The sequence below is a fragment of the Rhizobium phaseoli genome, assembly GCF_003985125.1.
Lineage (GTDB): Bacteria > Pseudomonadota > Alphaproteobacteria > Rhizobiales > Rhizobiaceae > Rhizobium > Rhizobium phaseoli.
In genome coordinates this window covers 153111-167857 of the sequence record NZ_ML133567.1, presented here as the reverse complement: position 1 = coordinate 167857, position 14747 = coordinate 153111, and the positions used below count along the sequence as shown (strand labels likewise).

The 14747-nt window shown below is 61.7% G+C and carries 18 protein-coding genes; 17 read left to right on the top strand and 1 reads right to left on the bottom strand.

What is annotated here, in order from left to right; genetic code table 11:
* Nucleotides 1-18 precede the first annotated feature (18 nt).
* From tsaD to EFD56_RS06390, 5 genes are read left to right on the top strand one after another with little or no spacing between them, the layout of a single operon-like run.
* A complete protein-coding gene (tsaD, locus tag EFD56_RS06410; protein ID WP_085743434.1) occupies nucleotides 19-1116 on the top strand; it encodes a tRNA (adenosine(37)-N6)-threonylcarbamoyltransferase complex transferase subunit TsaD in 1098 nt (365 codons plus the stop codon).
* On the top strand, nucleotides 1113-2096 hold the full coding sequence (locus EFD56_RS06405; RefSeq protein WP_126904964.1) for an NAD(P)H-dependent glycerol-3-phosphate dehydrogenase: 984 nt from the start codon (nucleotides 1113-1115) through the stop codon (nucleotides 2094-2096). Before tsaD ends, EFD56_RS06405 begins: the two co-directional genes overlap by 4 nt.
* A gap of 10 nt (nucleotides 2097-2106) precedes the next feature.
* Nucleotides 2107-2400, top strand: coding sequence for a YciI-like protein (locus tag EFD56_RS06400; protein WP_126904963.1), 294 nt, complete (start codon nucleotides 2107-2109; stop codon nucleotides 2398-2400).
* A 2-nt stretch (nucleotides 2401-2402) separates the two neighbouring features.
* The gene (locus EFD56_RS06395) at nucleotides 2403-2834 is read left to right on the top strand and encodes an EVE domain-containing protein (RefSeq protein WP_004679247.1); all 432 of its coding nucleotides are present in this window, start codon (nucleotides 2403-2405) and stop codon (nucleotides 2832-2834) included.
* Entirely contained in the window at nucleotides 2831-3484 is a 654-nt protein-coding gene (locus EFD56_RS06390) for a class I SAM-dependent methyltransferase (protein WP_037117967.1), read from the top strand. The genes EFD56_RS06395 and EFD56_RS06390 overlap by 4 nt, the downstream gene beginning before the upstream one ends.
* Here the strand turns inward: EFD56_RS06390 and EFD56_RS06385 are convergent.
* Nucleotides 3481-3987, bottom strand: a complete 507-nt coding sequence (locus tag EFD56_RS06385) for a hypothetical protein (protein WP_064819182.1) — start codon at nucleotides 3985-3987, stop codon at nucleotides 3481-3483. The two genes, EFD56_RS06390 and EFD56_RS06385, sit on opposite strands and share 4 nt — an antisense overlap.
* A gap of 417 nt (nucleotides 3988-4404) precedes the next feature.
* On the opposite strand from EFD56_RS06385, the gene sdhC reads away from it, so the two are divergent.
* The 12 genes from sdhC to sucD all read left to right on the top strand — a co-directional run bounded on the left by sdhC (nucleotide 4405) and on the right by sucD (nucleotide 14659).
* A complete protein-coding gene (sdhC, locus tag EFD56_RS06380; RefSeq protein WP_037117968.1) occupies nucleotides 4405-4800 on the top strand; it encodes a succinate dehydrogenase, cytochrome b556 subunit in 396 nt (131 codons plus the stop codon).
* A gap of 10 nt (nucleotides 4801-4810) precedes the next feature.
* Nucleotides 4811-5191: a succinate dehydrogenase, hydrophobic membrane anchor protein gene (sdhD, locus tag EFD56_RS06375; protein ID WP_010020712.1), complete on the top strand. Its 381-nt coding sequence runs from the start codon at nucleotides 4811-4813 to the stop codon at nucleotides 5189-5191.
* 7 nt (nucleotides 5192-5198) lie between these two features.
* Nucleotides 5199-7040 (top strand): succinate dehydrogenase flavoprotein subunit, encoded by a 1842-nt coding sequence (gene sdhA / locus EFD56_RS06370; protein WP_126904962.1) that lies wholly within the window; start codon nucleotides 5199-5201, stop codon nucleotides 7038-7040.
* Between the two features lies 1 nt (nucleotide 7041).
* Nucleotides 7042-7383 carry a succinate dehydrogenase gene (locus EFD56_RS06365; protein WP_126904961.1) on the top strand — a complete coding sequence of 114 codons (342 nt, stop codon included), beginning with the start codon at nucleotides 7042-7044 and terminating at the stop codon, nucleotides 7381-7383.
* 9 nt (nucleotides 7384-7392) lie between these two features.
* On the top strand, nucleotides 7393-8172 hold the full coding sequence (locus EFD56_RS06360) for a succinate dehydrogenase iron-sulfur subunit (protein ID WP_004679254.1): 780 nt from the start codon (nucleotides 7393-7395) through the stop codon (nucleotides 8170-8172).
* A gap of 5 nt (nucleotides 8173-8177) precedes the next feature.
* Nucleotides 8178-8996: a nucleotidyltransferase domain-containing protein gene (locus tag EFD56_RS06355; protein WP_245440576.1), complete on the top strand. Its 819-nt coding sequence runs from the start codon at nucleotides 8178-8180 to the stop codon at nucleotides 8994-8996.
* Nucleotides 8997-9132: 136 nt separating this feature from the next.
* Nucleotides 9133-9648: a protease inhibitor Inh/omp19 family protein gene (locus tag EFD56_RS06350; RefSeq protein WP_012485487.1), complete on the top strand. Its 516-nt coding sequence runs from the start codon at nucleotides 9133-9135 to the stop codon at nucleotides 9646-9648.
* 65 nt (nucleotides 9649-9713) lie between these two features.
* Nucleotides 9714-10877, top strand: coding sequence for a cell division protein ZapE (gene zapE, locus EFD56_RS06345; RefSeq protein WP_126904959.1), 1164 nt, complete (start codon nucleotides 9714-9716; stop codon nucleotides 10875-10877).
* Nucleotides 10878-11051: 174 nt separating this feature from the next.
* A complete protein-coding gene (gene mdh, locus EFD56_RS06340) occupies nucleotides 11052-12014 on the top strand; it encodes a malate dehydrogenase (RefSeq protein ID WP_004679265.1) in 963 nt (320 codons plus the stop codon).
* Nucleotides 12015-12049: 35 nt separating this feature from the next.
* Nucleotides 12050-13243, top strand: a complete 1194-nt coding sequence (sucC, locus tag EFD56_RS06335; protein WP_126904958.1) for an ADP-forming succinate--CoA ligase subunit beta — start codon at nucleotides 12050-12052, stop codon at nucleotides 13241-13243.
* 8 nt (nucleotides 13244-13251) lie between these two features.
* Entirely contained in the window at nucleotides 13252-13743 is a 492-nt protein-coding gene (locus EFD56_RS06330; protein WP_010004599.1) for a DUF1579 family protein, read from the top strand.
* 13 nt (nucleotides 13744-13756) lie between these two features.
* On the top strand, nucleotides 13757-14659 hold the full coding sequence (gene sucD / locus EFD56_RS06325; protein WP_016736377.1) for a succinate--CoA ligase subunit alpha: 903 nt from the start codon (nucleotides 13757-13759) through the stop codon (nucleotides 14657-14659).
* Nucleotides 14660-14747 lie beyond the last annotated feature (88 nt).

Here is a 14747-nt window from a genome sequence, read left to right as displayed (position 1 = left end):
AATGAACGAACAGGCCTTATGGTTCCCTTTCTGCGCATCCTTGGCATCGAGACGAGCTGCGACGAGACCGCCGCGGCTGTCGTCGAGCGCGATGCGGAGGGCCATGCCAGGATACTCTCCGACGTCGTGCTTTCCCAGCTCGACGAGCACAGCGCCTATGGCGGGGTGGTGCCGGAGATCGCCGCGCGCGCTCATGTCGAGGCGCTGGACGAGCTGATCGAGGAAGCGCTGATGCGCGCCAATGTGTCGCTAGCCGATGTCGACGCTATCGCCGCGACGTCGGGCCCGGGGTTGATCGGTGGGCTGCTGGTGGGATTGATGACCGGCAAGGCGATCGCCAAGGCCGCCGGCAAGCCGCTTTATGCGGTCAACCATCTCGAGGGTCATGCGCTGACGGCGCGGCTGACCGACGGGCTCTCCTTTCCCTATCTGATGCTGCTCGTCTCCGGCGGTCATACGCAGCTCATCCTGGTGCGCGGCGTCGGCGATTACGAGCGCTGGGGCACGACGATCGACGATGCGCTCGGCGAAGCCTTCGACAAGACGGCGAAACTGCTCGGCCTGCCCTATCCCGGCGGCCCGGCGGTGGAACGGATGGCGCGGGATGGCAATGCCGGTCGCTTCGATTTCCCGCGGCCGCTGGTCGGCGAGGCAAGGCTGGATTTCTCCTTCTCCGGCTTGAAGACGGCGGTGCGGCAGGCGGCGCAGGAGATCGCGCCGCTCAGCGACCAGGACGTGGCGGATATCTGCGCCTCGTTCCAGCGGGCGATTTCGCGCACGCTGAAGGACCGCATCGGCCGCGGTCTGCAGCGGTTCAAGAGGGAGTTCCCTTCGATCGCAGAGACGCCGGCGCTTGTTGTTGCCGGCGGCGTCGCCGCCAATCTCGAACTGCGGGCGACGCTGCAGGGGCTTTGCGACAAGAACGGCTTCCGCTTCATTGCGCCGCCGCTCAGCCTCTGCACCGACAATGCGGTGATGATAGCCTGGGCGGGGCTGGAGCGGATGGCCATAGGTGTTGCGCCGGATGCGCTCGACGTGCAGCCGCGCTCGCGTTGGCCGCTCGATGCCAATGCGGAAAGGCTGATCGGCTTTGGAAAGAGAGGAGCCAAGGCATGAGCGAAAGGATCGCCGTCATCGGATCGGGCGCTTTCGGAACGGCGCTTGCCGCCGTCATCGCCCTTGCCGGCCGCAACCCGGTGATACTCGTCGGACGCAATCCCTCGCTGATGGCCGATCTGAAGGCCGAGCGTCTGCATGATGCCGTGCTGCCCGGCATTGCCCTGCCGGAATTGCTCGAATTTTCCGCCGAGGCGGAGGCGATTGCCGGCGCCTCCATCGTGCTTTTTGCGATGCCATCGCAGGCCCAGGCCGATGCGGCGCGGCAATATGGCCCTTATCTATCTCGGGATGCCGTTGTCGTCACCTGTGCCAAGGGCATCGAGCGGACAACGGGCAATCTGTTGACCGACATGCTGGAGCGGGAACTGCCGGACCATCCGGTGGCGGTGCTCTCCGGTCCGGGCTTTGCGGCCGATATCGCCAAAGGCTTGCCAACGGCGATGGCGATCGCGGCGGCCGATATGGAGACTGCCGAGCGGCTCGCCCAAGCGATATCAGGCCAGACCTTCCGGCTTTACGCCTCCGATGACCGTATCGGCGTCCAGCTCGGCGGTGCGCTGAAGAATGTGCTGGCAATCGCCTGCGGCATCGTCGAGGGCCGCGGCATCGGCGAATCCGCCCGCGCGGCGCTGATTGCCCGCGGGCTTGCGGAAATGTCGCGTTTCGTCGTCGCCAAAGGCGGCCAGGCGGATACCGTGCGGGGGCTTTCCGGTCTCGGCGATCTGGTGCTGACGGGAACAAGCCATCAATCACGAAATCTGCGCTTCGGCATTGCGCTCGGGCGCGGCGAGAAGGCTGATCCGCTGCACGGCGCGCTGGTGGAAGGCGCGCTTGCTGCCTCGGTCGCCTCGCGGCTTGCCGCGGCGCTTTCGATCAGCATGCCAATCACCGACGCCGTTTCCGCCATCATCGATGGCAGGCTCGAAATATCGGATGCCATCGAGCAGTTGATGACGCGTCCCATCACCACCGAATAGGAGAACAGACATGCTTTTCGCCCTGCTCTGCAAGGACAAGCCGGGACATTTGGACGTGCGCATGGATACGCGGCCGACGCATCTCGAATATCTAAACAGGCTGAATGCCAAGGGCACGCTGAAGATCGCCGGTCCGTTTCTCGATGACGAGGGTAAGGCCTGCGGCAGCCTGATCATCGTGGAAGCGGAATCGAAAGAGGCGGCACGTGCGCTCGCCGATGCCGACCCTTACGCCAAGGCCGGGCTGTTCGAAAGCGTCGAGGTCAAGGCCTACAACTGGGTCTTCAATAAACCGGAAGCGTAATCATGGCGCATTGGCTCTATAAATCAGAACCCGCCTCCTGGTCCTGGGAGCAGCAGAAGGCCGCCGGCGACAAGGGCACGGAATGGACCGGTGTGCGCAACTATCTGGCGCGTAACAATATGCGGGCGATGCAGGTGGGCGACAAAGGCTTCTTCTACCACTCGAATGACGGGCTGGAGATCGTCGGCATTGTCGAAGTCTGCGCCTTGTCGCATCCCGATTCCACCGCCAAGGGTGATCCGAAGTGGGATTGCGTCGATATCCGCGCCGTCATGGACATGCCGAAGCCGGTGACCCTGAAGGACATCAAGGCAAACGAGACGCTGTCCAAGATGTCGCTCGTTACCTCCATGCGCCTTTCCGTGCAGCCGGTGACCGATGACGAATGGGCCGAAGTCTGCCGCATGGGCGGGCTCGACAATCCCCCGCGTTGAAAACCGATCCTGAAACCTTCATCCGCGCCAACACCAGTTTGATGGCGCCGCCGCATGTGCCGGAGATTTCGCTTCATCTCGCCAGCGAGGCGCATGAGCTCTGGCTGAAGACCGAGGAGGAGCTGGAAGCGATCGGCCTGCCGCCGCCCTTCTGGGCTTTCGCCTGGGCGGGCGGACAGGGATTGGCACGCTACATCCTCGATCACCCGGAGATGGTGCGCGGCAAGCGCGTGCTGGATTTTGCCAGCGGCTCCGGCCTCGTCGGCATTGCCGCGATGATGGCCGGTGCGCGTGAGGTGACGGCCGCCGATATCGATCCCTGGGCGGAGACGGCGATCCGGCTGAACGCCAAAGCGAACGGCGTTTTTCTCGGATTTACCGGCGCCGACCTAATCGGACAGGATGTCGACGCCGATATCGTGCTTGCCGGCGACGTCTTCTATGACCGTGCCTTCGCCGAAGCGCTCGTTCCCTGGCTGACGAGGCTGACGGGGCAAGACATACTGGTTCTGGTCGGCGATCCCGGGAGAAGCTATCTGCCACGCGAGCAGCTGGAATTCTGTGCGGCCTATCAGGTACCGGTGACGCGGGCGCTGGAGGACAGCGAAATCAAGAAGACGACGGTCTGGCGCTTCGGCTTAAGGTCTTAAGGCCGGATCACGCAGACATTGGCCTCGTAGCTGCAGGGATCGTCCTGGACGGCGACGTCGATGACCTTCGCTTTCGGCGCCTGGGGCGCGAGCCGTGCGGCCGGATAATACCCGTAGCCATTGCCGCCGACATAAGTCCCGCCATCGATGTGATAGGCATAGGAGCCGGCATAGGTGTCGCCGCTGTCGCCACCCGGCGGCTGGGGCGCGAAGATGACCAGGCTGCTGCGGGCGACACGATTTGTCGCGGGGGACGAAAACTGTTTCAGGAACGGCATCCGCCCCCTGTCGTGTCGGCGAATATAGGCATTGTCGAAACGGATGCCGCGATCGCGCCAGCCAAGGCGTTGTCCGAGAAGCAAGCCGTTGTGCAAGGCGTGGCGGTGGCCAAGGAAACGGTGATCGCCGAAGCGATGATCAAAACGGCGCTCGCCGGCGGCGGCAGGCAAGGCGACAAGCGCGGCGAGCGCAAGCAGGGCGACTGCAGACAGACTGCGAAACATGGATGCCGGCCTCCGGGATTCCTGATCGTTAACAAATCGTTAACGCCAGATTGCGCCAAAAGCCGTGGCTTGTCCATGCGCCTGGAAAGAACGGCATGAATATTGAGCCGAAAAGACCAGTTTCGGTGGCGCGGTTCCGCTTTTCGCCGAAGCGCAGAACCGCTCTAACCTTCTGTTCTTACGCAATTCCGGGCGGAAAGGCGCTTCGCAGCTTCTCCGGAGCTTCTCCCGTCCGGAAACTTCGCGGTAACCCGAATCGATTAAATTAAAGGCTCACAGCGATTGTGCTTGTCGTCGGGCTTTGCGGTGAGTAAACGTCGCAATTGATGCAACGCACACAGAGAATTTTGTCATTCGTGTGGTTGACTGAGCATGCTCCGAAAACCGGGAGCGCAGAGAAGCCGCCGCGAGGTTCTGATGGCGAACGTGACAAATAACCGGCCCCTGTCGCCGCATTTGCAAGTCTACAAACTCATTCCCACCATGGTCATGTCCATCGTCCACCGCATTACCGGCGGTGCGCTCTATGTCGGCACGTTGCTCGTCGCCTGGTGGCTGATCGCGGCGGCAAGCGGCCAAGCGTCGTATGATTGGGCGAATTGGGTACTCGGCAGCCTTCTCGGCAAGCTCGTGCTGCTCGGTTATACCTGGGCATTGCTGCACCACATGCTCGGCGGTTTCCGCCATCTCATGTGGGATCTCGGCTACGGCTTCGAGAAGGAAGTCTCGACCAAGCTCGCCATCGCCAACATCATCGGGTCGCTCTGTCTGACCGTACTGGTCTGGGTGGTCGGCTTCCTCATTCGCTTCTGAAGGTCCTCTCATGGATATGCGCACCCCCCTCGGCAAGGTTCGCGGGCTCGGCTCCGCCAAGGAAGGCACCAGCCATTTCTGGCGTCAGCGGCTGACCGCCGTCTCCAACATTCCGTTGATCCTGTTCTTCGTCATCTTCATGATCGCCTATGCCGGCGCGCCCTATGCGGATGTGGTCCGCGCGCTGTCGAACCCGTTCGTCGCCGTGGTCATGGGTCTGATGGTGATCTCGGGCGTCATCCATATGAAGCTCGGCATGCAGGTCATCATCGAGGACTACGTGCATGGCGAGTTCGGCAAGATCGCGCTGCTGATGCTGAACACCTTCTTCGCGATCGTCATCGCCGGCCTCTGTCTCTTCGCCATTCTGAAAATCGCATTCGTAGGATAAGCTCGCTATGGCACCGACTTCACCCGCCCAGAATGGCAAGGCCTACAACTATGTCGATCACTCGTACGACGTGATCGTCGTCGGCGCCGGCGGCGCCGGGCTGCGCGCGACACTCGGCATGGCCGAACAGGGTTTCCGCACCGCCTGCATCACCAAGGTTTTCCCGACCCGTTCGCACACGGTCGCGGCGCAAGGCGGCATCGCCGCCTCGCTGCGCAACATGACGCCGGACAGCTGGCAGTGGCACCTTTACGACACGGTCAAGGGTTCCGACTGGCTCGGCGATGTCGACGCCATGCAGTATCTGACCATGGAAGCGCCGAAGGCGGTCTATGAGCTCGAACATTACGGCGTGCCGTTCTCGCGCAACGAGGAAGGCAAGATCTACCAGCGTCCGTTCGGCGGCCACATGCAGAATTACGGCGAAGGCCCGCCGGTGCAGCGCACCTGCGCCGTCGCCGACCGGACCGGCCACGCCATCCTGCACACGCTCTACGGCCAGTCGCTGCGCCACAACGCCGAATTCTTCATCGAATATTTTGCGCTCGACCTGATCATGTCGGAAGACGGCAGCCGTTGCACCGGCGTCGTCGCCTGGTGCCTCGATGACGGCACGATCCATCGCTTTGCCGCCAAGATGGTGGTGCTCGCGACCGGCGGCTACGGCCGCGCCTATTTCTCGGCGACCTCGGCCCATACCTGCACCGGCGACGGCGGCGGCATGGTGGCGCGCGCCGGCCTGCCGCTGCAGGACATGGAATTCGTGCAGTTCCACCCGACCGGCATCTACGGTTCGGGCTGTCTGATCACCGAAGGCGCGCGCGGCGAAGGCGGCTACCTCGTCAATTCCGAGGGCGAGCGCTTCATGGAGCGTTATGCGCCTTCGGCCAAGGATCTTGCCTCGCGCGACGTGGTATCGCGCTGCATGACGCTGGAGATCCGCGAAGGCCGCGGCGTCGGCAAGAACAAGGATCACATCTTCCTGCATCTCGACCATCTCGATCCGGCGGTTCTGCACGAACGGCTGCCGGGGATTTCCGAGAGCGCCAAGATCTTTGCCGGCGTCGACGTCACGCGCGAGCCGATCCCGGTTCTGCCGACCGTCCATTACAATATGGGCGGGATTCCCACCAATTATTGGGGTGAAGTGCTGAACGCCGACGGCGCCAATCCCGAGCGGATCATCCCCGGCCTGATGGCTGTGGGCGAAGCAGGCTGCGCCTCGGTGCACGGCGCCAACCGCCTCGGCTCCAACTCGCTGATCGACCTCGTGGTCTTCGGCCGTGCTGCCGCGATCCGCGCCGGCGAGGTGATCGACCGCGCAGCGCCGGTCCCGCATCTCAACGTTGCGGCCTGCGACAAGATCATGGACCGCTTCGATGGTCTGCGCCACGCCAGCGGCGGCACGCCGACGGCTGAACTGCGCGAGAAGATGCAGCGCGCCATGCAGGAAGACGCCGCCGTCTTCCGCACGCAGGAATCGCTGGAATCCGGTTGCCGGCGCATTTCGGCGATCTGGCAGGAAATGCGCGACATCAAGGTCACAGACCGGTCGATGGTCTGGAACTCGGATCTGGTGGAAACGCTGGAGCTGCAGAACCTGATGGCCAACGCCATCACGACGATCTACGGCGCCGAGGCCCGCAAGGAGAGCCGCGGTTCGCATGCCCGCGAGGATTATACCGAGGGCGCATTCGCCGGCCGCGACGACGTCAACTGGCGCAAGCATACGCTTGCCTGGGTCAACGACGCAGGCGACGTCAAGCTCGATTACCGGCCGGTGCACACCGAGCTGATCGCCGAGGGCATCGATCCGTACAAGATCGAGCCGAAGGCGCGCGTCTATTAAGATGAGAAACGCTATCCTTCTTTCAATTGTCGCGGTTACATTGACGGTGTCGTCCTCTGTCTCGGCGGCTGATCGCTACAAGCTGCGGGCTCCGGGCGGTGTCGGTGCCGCCGTCAGTAACGAAGTCGGAGTGTGGAATTCGGCCAACGCGGCCAAAGCTGCCCATACTTCCCTGGTTGTCGGCAACCAGTTCATGTCCAAGGACCTCGCTTGCATAGTCAAACCCGGGACTAAAGCAGAGGTTTTAGAACGTTCTGGTGCAGTGGCCTTCGTTCGTGCCAGCAACGCTGTGTTCGGCGGTTGCAAGGGTTATGTGAAGACAGAATTCCTGTCGGCAAACTAGGATCTTACTATGGTTGAACTCGCTCTCCCCAAAAACTCGCAGATGCGCGAAGGCAAGGTCTGGCCGAAGCCGGCGGGTGCGACGAACACCCGCGAGTTCCGCGTCTACCGCTGGAGCCCGGATGACGGCCAGAACCCGTCGATCGATACCTTTTACATCGATGTCGACGACTGTGGCCCGATGGTGCTCGATGGCCTGCTCTACATCAAGAACAAGATCGACCCGACGCTGACGCTGCGCCGGTCCTGTCGCGAAGGCATCTGCGGCTCATGCGCGATGAATATCGACGGCACCAACACGCTCGCCTGCACCAAGGGTCTCGACGATATCAAGGGCGCGGTGAAGGTCTATCCGCTGCCGCATATGCCCGTCGTCAAGGATCTTGTGCCCGATCTCAGCAACTTCTACGCCCAGCATCGTTCGATCGAGCCCTGGCTGAAGACGGTGTCGCCGACGCCGGCCAAGGAATGGAAGCAGAGCCATGAGGACAGGCAGAAGCTTGACGGCCTCTATGAATGCATCCTGTGTGCCTGCTGCTCGACATCCTGTCCGAGCTACTGGTGGAACGGCGACCGTTATCTCGGCCCGGCCGTGCTGCTGCAGGCCTATCGCTGGCTGATCGATTCCAGAGACGAGGCGACCGGCGAGCGTCTCGACAACCTCGAGGATCCGTTCCGCCTCTATCGCTGCCACACGATCATGAACTGTGCGCAGACCTGCCCCAAGGGCCTCAACCCGGCCAAAGCAATCGCCGAAATCAAGAAGATGATGGTTGAGCGCCGGGTCTGATCGCGGTGCATGCCGATGGCGCAATAGACGGTTTCGATCCGGAAGCCGTCAGAGAAATCAGGTCGCAGCTCACTGCGGTGCGCGAGCCGGGCATTCGAATCGGTTTTGCGATTGAAAGCGGCAGCCGCGCCTGGGGATTTCCCTCTCCCGACAGCGATTATGATTGCCGCTTCGTCTACATCCGTCCCGTCGAGCATCATCTCGCCCTTTCTGCGGCGCGCGATGTCATAGAGTTTCCAATTGTTGGCGATATCGATACGGGCGGTTGGGATTTGCGAAAGGCGTTGCGGCTTGCGCTCAAGGGAAACGCGGTCGTGGTCGAATGGCTGAAATCGCCGATCGCTTATGAAGAGGAAGTCGGCTTTCGTTCGCGTCTCGGCGGGCTGCTTGATCTCATCATGGTGCCGGAAAAGGTCGCCGCCCATTATGTCGGGCTCCTGCGGCAGCATTTTCAGAGTCAGGGAGAGGGAGCGATCAAGCTGAAGAAGCTCCTTTATGCCGTGCGCCCGGCCATCGCCTTCGAATGGATGCGGCAGCGTTCGTTTCAGGCCCTGCCGCCGATGAATATGCTGGAATGCCTCGAGGCGATCTCGATCGCCTCAGACCTTCGCACGGCGATACTCGATCTCGTACAGGTCAAAAAGCAGACGCGGGAAATGGGAGAGGGGTTGCCGCCGATGCTGGTGCAATCTTTTCTCAGCAACGCGTTCCAGCGTTATTCGGAGATATCGCGGGAGTTCAGCCGGGACCCCGACGGAGATCGGCGCGCGCAACACCTTGCTGACAAATTCTACGTGCAGGAAGTTTTGTACCGGAGCAGTTGAACTGTATCGTTTTTCGATTAGGTGTTGTTACGGGCAATTTATGCAGTCCGACTTGATTAACCAAAGCGAATTACGGTAATCGAAATTGTCTCACGCCCTTTTCTCTGCGGCGACAGCCGAATTCAGGAGTATGATGATGCAGTTGCGATATGCGATGACAGGTTTGGTAGTGACTCTCGCGCTAGCCGGTTGTCAGCGTACGGCATATGATTACAGCTCCAACTCTCCCAGTGCCGCGCCGGCGCCACTGACGGCGCAGCCAGTTCCTTCCGTGCAAGGTGGGCAACTTCCGCCCCCGACCGGCAGCTCGCAGTTCCCGGCCGCGCCGGCGTCGGCTTCGTCGATGCCGGGTGCGCAGCCGGCTGTCGCGGCGAATGCGCTCGACGTCACGAAGGAATCGATGGTCGGAAGCTGGCGCGTCAACGGCAGCTGCGACATGTTCCTGACGCTCACCAATCTCGGCAGCGGTTCGCGCGGCGGCACACGCGGCTGCGTCGGCGAGCTGACGGCGATGGGTTCGTGGGAGGTTGCCGGTAAGCAGGTTCTGCTCAAGGATCGCTCGGGCAACGCGATCGGCAGCGTCTACAAGACGGCCGACAATCGCTTCCAGGGCCAGACGAATACAGGTCAGCCGATCAGCCTCAGCCGGTAAAGGAACCGGAGCGGTAAACGATCCGGCGGCGCCCCGCCGGTGACTGACAGGCGGACATGCCCCTCATGCAGCCAATGCCAGATTATGCGCTCAGCGTCTGCGAACAGCTTAAAACGCTGACGCTTTCCGGTGCGTTGCAAGTCGATTCCGCCCAGATGGATGTGGCCAAAAGCCTGGATCGGGTGCTCGCTGGGTTGAAACAGCAACGACCGGCGGCGAAATCGAGCGCGCTCGGTTGGCTGTTTGCCTCAAAGAAGAAAGCCGCAGGCAGCATCAAGGGGCTCTATATCCACGGCAGTGTCGGACGCGGCAAGACCATGCTGATGGACATGTTCTTCTCGATGGCGCCGTGCAAGAAGAAGCGCCGGGCGCATTTCCACGAATTCATGGCGGATGTGCACAACCGCATCGCCGCCCACCGGCTGAAGCTCAAGAACGGTGAGACGAAGCAGGCCGATCCGATGCCGCCGGTGGCCGCAGCGCTTTACGAGGAAGCGGAATTGCTCTGCTTCGATGAGTTCACCGTCACCGACATTGCCGATGCAATGATCCTGTCGCGGCTGTTTTCCGAGCTCTTCGCGCGAGGATGCGTGCTTGTCGCAACGTCGAATGTCGAGCCCGATAATCTCTACAGGGACGGTCTCAATCGCGGTCTGTTTCTGCCCTTCGTCGCACTGCTGAAACAGCATGTCGATGTCGTCACACTGGATTCGCCGACCGACTACCGGATGGAGAAGCTGAACAGCCAGCCCGTCTATCTCGTTCCGATCAACGATCATAACGACATGGCGATGGAGGCGTCCTGGACGCAGGCGCTGCATGGGCGCAAGGCGCAGCCGCTCGACATTCCGATGAAGGGGCGATCCATCCATGTGCCGCTTGCCGCCGACCGCATGGCCCGGTTCTCCTTCGCCGATCTTTGCGAGAAGCCGCTTGGAGCGGCCGATTTCCTCGCCATCGCCGAACGCTTCGATACGATCTTTCTCGATCACGTTCCCTTGCTCGGGCCGGAGAAGCGGAACCAGATCAAGCGTTTCATCATTCTGGTCGATACGCTCTACGATCACGCCGTGCGACTTTATATCTCGGCGGCTGCGATGCCGGAGGAACTGCTCGTCCACCGCCGGGGCACGGAAGGCTTCGAATTTGACCGCACGGCATCGCGCCTGTTCGAAATGCGCAGCACGGAATATCTTGCGCTGCACCATGAGAAACGGGCCGCCGAGTAACAATCCGGTGACAGTTTATCTTACGTTTACGTAAGAATTTTAGTATCTAAACGATTGAAAATGCTGCATCAAAATTAATGGATTGCCATTTTTAGGCTTTGGGTCTATGCGATTGCGTCATTGAGCGGTGCCTTAGCGTCGTTCGACGAATTTGATCGCAAAGGAAACAGCGAAATGGCGCGTAACAAGATCGCACTCATTGGTTCTGGCATGATTGGTGGCACGCTGGCGCATCTCGCCGGCCTGAAGGAGTTGGGCGACATCGTTCTCTTCGACATTGCCGACGGCATTCCCCAGGGCAAGGGCCTCGATATCGCACAGTCCTCCCCGGTCGAAGGATTCGATGCCAACCTGACCGGCGCCAGCGACTATTCGGCGATCGAAGGCGCCGATGTCTGCATCGTCACCGCCGGCGTTCCGCGCAAGCCCGGCATGAGCCGCGACGATCTTCTCGGCATCAACCTGAAGGTCATGGAACAGGTGGGGGCCGGCATCAAGAAGTATGCGCCGAATGCTTTCGTCATCTGCATCACCAATCCGCTCGACGCCATGGTCTGGGCCTTGCAGAAGTTTTCCGGCCTGCCGGCCAACAAGGTCGTCGGCATGGCCGGCGTTCTCGACTCCTCGCGCTTCCGTCTCTTCCTTGCCAAGGAGTTCAACGTCTCCGTCCAGGACGTGACGGCCTTCGTTCTCGGCGGTCACGGCGACACGATGGTGCCGCTCGCCCGCTATTCGACGGTCGGCGGCATCCCGCTCACCGATCTCGTCACCATGGGCTGGGTCACCAAGGAGCGCCTGGAAGAGATCATTCAGCGCACCCGTGACGGCGGCGCCGAAATCGTCGGCCTGCTGAAGACCGGCTCGGCGTATTACGCGCCGGCCGCTTCGGCCATCGAGATGGCCGAATCCTACCTGAAGGACAAGAAGCGCGTTCTGCCCTGCGCTGCCCATCTCACCGGTCAGTACGGCGTCAAGGACATGTATGTCGGCGTTCCCACCGTCATCGGCGCCGGCGGCGTTGAGCGCGTCATCGAGATCGACCTCAACAAGACCGAAAAGGAGGCCTTCGATAAGTCGGTGGCTGCCGTCGCCGGTCTTTGCGAAGCCTGCATCAATATCGCGCCTGCCCTCAAGTAATTGGGCGCTGAAGCAATCGAAACAGGGATAAACCCATGAACATTCATGAATATCAGGCCAAGGCTCTGCTGAAGGGCTATGGCGCGCCGGTTGCCGAAGGCGTCGCGATCCTCAAGGCTGAGGAAGCCGAAGCGGCCGCCAAGTCGCTTCCCGGTCCGCTCTACGTGGTCAAGAGCCAGATCCATGCCGGTGGCCGCGGCAAGGGCAAGTTCAAGGAGCTGTCGCCGGAAGCCAAGGGCGGCGTGCGCCTCGCCAAGTCGGTCGAGGACGTCGTTGCCAACGTCAAGGACATGCTCGGCAACACGTTGGTGACCGCGCAGACCGGCGAAGCCGGCAAGCAGGTCAACCGCCTCTATATCGAGGACGGCGCCGACATCGACCGCGAACTCTATTGCTCGCTGCTGGTCGACCGCTCGGTCGGCAAGGTGGCCTTCGTCGTCTCCACAGAAGGCGGCATGGACATCGAGGCCGTCGCCCACGATACGCCCGAGAAGATCCAGACGATCGCCATCGATCCGGAAACCGGCGTGACGGCTGCAGACGTCGCCAAGATCTCCTCCGCCCTCAAGCTCGACGGCGCTGCCGCAGAAGACGCCAAGTCGCTCTTCCCGCTGCTCTACAAGGCCTTCAACGAGAAGGACATGTCGCTTCTCGAAATCAATCCGCTGATCGTCATGAAGAATGGCCACCTTCGCGTTCTCGACGCGAAGATGTCGTTCGACGGCAATGCGCTCTTCCGTCACGACGACGTCCGGGCGCTGCGCGATGAGACCGAAGAAGACGCCAAGGAAATCGAGGCTTCCAAGTGGGACCTCGCCTATGTCGCGCTCGACGGCAATATCGGCTGCATGGTCAACGGCGCAGGCCTTGCCATGGCGACGATGGACATCATCAAGCTCTATGGCAAGGAGCCGGCCAACTTCTGCGACGTCGGTGGTGGCGCCGGCAAGGAGAAGGTGGCGGCCGCCTTCAAGATCATCACCGCCGATCCCAAGGTCGAAGGCATTCTCGTCAACATCTTCGGCGGCATCATGAAGTGTGATGTCATCGCCGAGGGCGTCATTGCCGCGGTCAAGGAAGTCGGCCTCAAGGTTCCGCTCGTCGTGCGCCTCGAAGGTACGAATGTCGAGCTCGGCAAGAAGATCCTGAACGAGTCGGGTCTTGCGATCACTGCGGCCGACGATCTGGACGATGCGGCCAAAAAGATCGTCGCGGCGATCAACGGCTGAGAACAATCATGGCCTTCCAGTCCACACCATCCGCCGCTCATTTCCGTCTCAGCGCCTTTGCCGGTGTCTGGGAAGGAGAGGAGCATGTGGCGGCGTCGGCGTGGACGAGTGAAGGCAAGGCCAGCGCCGCGCTTTCCGGCGAGGCGCTGTTCGGCGGGTTCTTCCTGGAGCAGCGCTATCGCCAGATGCGCGACGGCGCGGTCTCTTTCGAAGCCCGCAATGTCTTCGGCTTCGATGGATCGGGTCAGGCTTACAAGCTTTACCAGTTCGATAGCGTCGGTTTTGCACCGCCTTCGCCGGCTTCGGGCGAATGGAATGGCAATGAACTCGTGCTGACGAAGACTTCGCCGCGCGGCAGACAGCGCACTGCATTCACATTTGAAAATGAAGACTGCTACCGGATGGGCGTCAGCTTTTCGCCTGCAGGCAGCGATACTTGGCAGGAGGTGGTCAGCGGTATCTATCGTCGCGCCGCCCTCACGTCTTCCAACCTCTCCTAAACAAAGGCCTCGCATGTCCATTCTCGTCAACAAAGACACCAAGGTTCTCGTTCAGGGCCTGACCGGCAAGACCGGAACCTTCCACACCGAACAGGCGCTTGCCTATTACGGCACGCAGATGGTCGGGGGTATCCACCCGAAGAAGGGTGGCGAAACCTGGACCGGCGCAAAGGGCGAAAGCCTGCCGATCTTCGCCACTGTCGCCGAAGGCAAGGAAAAGACCGGCGCCGACGCGACCGTCATCTATGTTCCGCCGGCCGGCGCCGCCGACGCGATCATCGAGGCGATCGACGCCGAGATCCCGTTCATCACCTGCATCACCGAAGGCATCCCTGTCATGGACATGGTGCGCGTCAAGGCCCGCCTCGACCGCTCCAAGTCGCGACTGCTTGGGCCCAACTGCCCTGGTATCCTGACGCCGGAAGAATGCAAGATCGGCATCATGCCGGGCTCGATCTTCCGCAAGGGTTCGGTCGGCATTGTGTCGCGCTCGGGCACGCTGACCTATGAAGCCGTCTTCCAGACCTCCAACGAAGGTCTCGGCCAGACGACGGCCGTCGGCATCGGCGGCGACCCGGTCAAGGGCACCGAGTTCATCGATGTGCTCGAGATGTTCCTCGCCGACGACGCCACGACCTCGATCATCATGATCGGCGAAATCGGCGGCTCGGCCGAGGAAGACGCTGCGCAGTTCCTGAAGGATGAAGCCAAGAAGGGTCGCAAGAAGCCGATGGCCGGCTTCATCGCCGGGCGCACGGCGCCGAAGGGCCGCACCATGGGCCATGCCGGCGCTGTTGTCTCCGGCGGCAAGGGCGACGCGGAATCGAAGATCGCGGCAATGGAGTCGGCAGGTATCAAGGTGTCGCCCTCTCCGGCCCGCCTCGGCAAGACGCTGGTCGAAGTTCTCAAGGGCTAAGCCACGTATCGACCGGGCGGAGGATGGCATCTGCGCCTTCCGCCCGGCTTGACAACATCAGACGAGCAGATGCGCCGCGGACAGGCGG

Coding starts and splice junctions, on each gene's coding strand:
- EFD56_RS06385 (WP_064819182.1), bottom strand. CDS start 3,987: ATGTTTCGCAGTCTGTCTGCAGTCGCCCTGCTTGCGCTCGCCGCGCTT.
- EFD56_RS06365 (WP_126904961.1), top strand. CDS start 7,042: ATGAGAAACGCTATCCTTCTTTCAATTGTCGCGGTTACATTGACGGTG.
- EFD56_RS06400 (WP_126904963.1), top strand. CDS start 2,107: ATGCTTTTCGCCCTGCTCTGCAAGGACAAGCCGGGACATTTGGACGTG.
- sdhC (WP_037117968.1), top strand. CDS start 4,405: ATGGCGAACGTGACAAATAACCGGCCCCTGTCGCCGCATTTGCAAGTC.
- EFD56_RS06405 (WP_126904964.1), top strand. CDS start 1,113: ATGAGCGAAAGGATCGCCGTCATCGGATCGGGCGCTTTCGGAACGGCG.
- tsaD (WP_085743434.1), top strand. CDS start 19: ATGGTTCCCTTTCTGCGCATCCTTGGCATCGAGACGAGCTGCGACGAG.
- sdhD (WP_010020712.1), top strand. CDS start 4,811: ATGGATATGCGCACCCCCCTCGGCAAGGTTCGCGGGCTCGGCTCCGCC.
- zapE (WP_126904959.1), top strand. CDS start 9,714: ATGCAGCCAATGCCAGATTATGCGCTCAGCGTCTGCGAACAGCTTAAA.
- mdh (WP_004679265.1), top strand. CDS start 11,052: ATGGCGCGTAACAAGATCGCACTCATTGGTTCTGGCATGATTGGTGGC.
- sucD (WP_016736377.1), top strand. CDS start 13,757: ATGTCCATTCTCGTCAACAAAGACACCAAGGTTCTCGTTCAGGGCCTG.
- EFD56_RS06395 (WP_004679247.1), top strand. CDS start 2,403: ATGGCGCATTGGCTCTATAAATCAGAACCCGCCTCCTGGTCCTGGGAG.
- sucC (WP_126904958.1), top strand. CDS start 12,050: ATGAACATTCATGAATATCAGGCCAAGGCTCTGCTGAAGGGCTATGGC.
- EFD56_RS06350 (WP_012485487.1), top strand. CDS start 9,133: ATGCAGTTGCGATATGCGATGACAGGTTTGGTAGTGACTCTCGCGCTA.
- EFD56_RS06360 (WP_004679254.1), top strand. CDS start 7,393: ATGGTTGAACTCGCTCTCCCCAAAAACTCGCAGATGCGCGAAGGCAAG.
- sdhA (WP_126904962.1), top strand. CDS start 5,199: ATGGCACCGACTTCACCCGCCCAGAATGGCAAGGCCTACAACTATGTC.
- EFD56_RS06330 (WP_010004599.1), top strand. CDS start 13,252: ATGGCCTTCCAGTCCACACCATCCGCCGCTCATTTCCGTCTCAGCGCC.